Genomic DNA, 2,225 nt, shown 5'->3' on the forward strand with positions numbered 1-2,225 from the left:
GATCTTTGAAATTAGGGATCGCATTTGAAATGGCTTCTACCCCTGTTAATGCCGAACTGCCAGAAGCAAATGCTTTTAACAACAAGAATAATGATAATCCGGCGACTGGAGTCCCAATAGGTTCATGGAGATTTCCCGAAATATCTCCAGTAACGATTTTGTATATGCCGGCACCTATTAAAATGAATAATGCTAAGACAAATAAATAAACCGGATAAGCCAAAATGCTAGCTGATTCTGTAACACCTCTAAGATTAAGAGTAGTAATAAACAGAACAAATATAATAGCAGTAAGAACATTGTAATCATGCAATTCAGGAAAAGCAGATGTTAAAGCATCAGTACCTGCAGAGACACTTACAGCCACTGTCAATATGTAATCGACTAATAGTGAACCGCCTGCAATCAGCCCTGGATTGACACCAAGGTTTTCTTTGGAAACCACATATGCTCCTCCACCTTGTGGGTAAGCAAAAATAATCTGCCGGTATGAAAGAATAAGTGCTGTCAATAATATTAAAACTCCGATTGCTATTGGTACCGAATACCAAAATGCGGCCGCACTGATTGTAAACAGCACAATTAAAATCTGTTCAGGTCCGTATGCCACTGAGGATAAGGCGTCAGAGGAAAGAATCGCCAATGCTTTTGTTTTATTAAGTTTCTGTTCCCCTAATTCAGTTGATTTCAAGGGCCGGCCAATTAAGAACCTTTTTATGGATGAAATCATCGATCGTCACCGCCTAGTATTAATGAAGGTATGTTTCCCAGTTGCTTTCATAAATAAACTTCATGTATCCGTTTAAAAAGACAAAAAAAATGCCACAAGCCATTATTAATAGACCTGTAGGCATAATCATTCCTGTGCCTTACAAGCTCCACCTTCCTTCTCATATAACGCCTGCGAGGTTAGCTGACGGATTCGGGCCATTAAGTAGCCCTACCTACTTGAGGATTCACCCCTGGATCATGTACCTATCCAATATTGGTTCCCCCGCACCTTATGGTTTCGGCGATTTAGAAAATTGAAACCGTTGATTATCATACTCCCGTGTTTTAAAAAAGTAAATATATTTATTATGGCTTAGTAAAAATGAATATGATCGTGCCATGTGTGTATTCTAGTAGTAATCCAGATAAATAGGAGGATGAACATGTATAAAGAAAATGAACCCTTACTATCTGATGATTTTTTAGATAAGCTTACCGATGAAATTAACCAGCTATATGGCGGTCCTGACTTTGAAGAAGATAATCATATGGAGGAAAGTGATAGTAAATAACTACCCCATTTGATTAAAAGAGGTATTAAAAAAGCTGCCAGCTTGGCAGCTTTTTTAGGATCTATGAGGTATATGTTTTAATCACTTCATCCCTCTATCTCCTGAAGGCTTTTTTCCCTGATAAAATTTAGGAGGAATCCAAGATCTTCTGGAAAACCGAAGTCCATTTCATTCATATCACTTACTTTTTTCCACGCTATTTCATGAATCAATCCGTCTGGATCCTGAATCCGCGGTTCTCCACCTGTTATCATCACTTCAAAATATTGAACCTTAATTTCAACCCCAAAAGACTTACCTGTTTTTATGTATAAAGGCCTGACGATCTTAACTTCATATCCCGTTTCCTCAAACACTTCCCTGATGCAGCATTCTTCAGAAGTTTCATTCAGCTCTACCCCTCCTGCCGGAATAGCCCAAAGCTTTTCTTCCTCTTCTTTACCTTGCCGTACCATCAGCACTTCCCCATGATGATTGATACAGACTCCAGCAGAACCTACCCAAAGATCCACACCTGTTCCCCCTATATTGTGAGTATTTTTTTGGCTCTCTCAATAAAGACCTTATTTTACAAACGCTAAAATTCCCAGTGCAATGATCAGCAATCCAGCAATCTTATTGACCAGACCTAAATGCGGAGTGATCTTATTTTTAAAAAAGCTGACAATGAAACTTAGCATTACCCACCATAAGGCCGCACCAAAAAATACGCCGCCAATCAGCGTTACAGCTGTCACACCTGTATCTGTACCCTGATCAAATCCCAGGCCCGCAAACATCGCAGTAAAATTAAGAATAGTGACTGGATTTGTAATCATCAATAAGAAAGTTGACAGGTACATGCCCAGATGGCTTTCCCCCTGTAGATTCTCAGCTGTATTGGCTGGCTTTTTCAGAAAGGTTTTTACCCCGAGGTAAAATAAAAATGCTGATCCGATTAGC

4 protein-coding genes and 1 riboswitch are annotated in these 2,225 nt (G+C 39.3%); of the genes, 1 reads left to right on the forward strand and 3 read right to left on the reverse strand.

Annotated elements, in window-relative coordinates:
• On the reverse strand, nucleotides 1–730 hold a 730-nt coding region (locus WB217_RS07475), incomplete at its 3' end, for an APC family permease (RefSeq protein WP_423992096.1).
• 152 nt (nucleotides 731–882) lie between these two features.
• A riboswitch (cyclic di-AMP (ydaO/yuaA leader) is annotated at nucleotides 883–1,025 on the reverse strand.
• Between the two features lie 129 nt (nucleotides 1,026–1,154).
• Between WB217_RS07475 and WB217_RS07480 the strand changes: the two genes are divergently transcribed.
• On the forward strand, nucleotides 1,155–1,283 hold the full coding sequence (locus WB217_RS07480; protein WP_423992098.1) for a bacitracin ABC transporter ATP-binding protein: 129 nt from the start codon (nucleotides 1,155–1,157) through the stop codon (nucleotides 1,281–1,283).
• Between the two features lie 86 nt (nucleotides 1,284–1,369).
• Here the strand turns inward: WB217_RS07480 and WB217_RS07485 are convergent, their stop codons facing one another.
• Both WB217_RS07485 and WB217_RS07490 read right to left on the reverse strand, forming a co-directional pair.
• Nucleotides 1,370–1,795, reverse strand: a complete 426-nt coding sequence (locus WB217_RS07485) for an NUDIX hydrolase (RefSeq protein WP_423992100.1) — start codon at nucleotides 1,793–1,795, stop codon at nucleotides 1,370–1,372.
• A gap of 51 nt (nucleotides 1,796–1,846) precedes the next feature.
• Nucleotides 1,847–2,225, reverse strand: a 379-nt coding sequence (locus tag WB217_RS07490) for a LysE family transporter (RefSeq protein ID WP_423992102.1), incomplete at its 5' end; no start/stop codon positions are given.

It is taken from the genome of Mesobacillus sp. (assembly GCF_049588175.1).
In the GTDB taxonomy this organism is placed as follows: domain Bacteria; phylum Bacillota; class Bacilli; order Bacillales; family Cytobacillaceae; genus Mesobacillus.

Bases quoted from the DNA above. Each gene is read 5' to 3' on its own strand.
- WB217_RS07480 (WP_423992098.1), top strand. From the start codon at position 1,155: ATGTATAAAGAAAATGAACCCTTACTATCTGATGATTTTTTAGATAAG.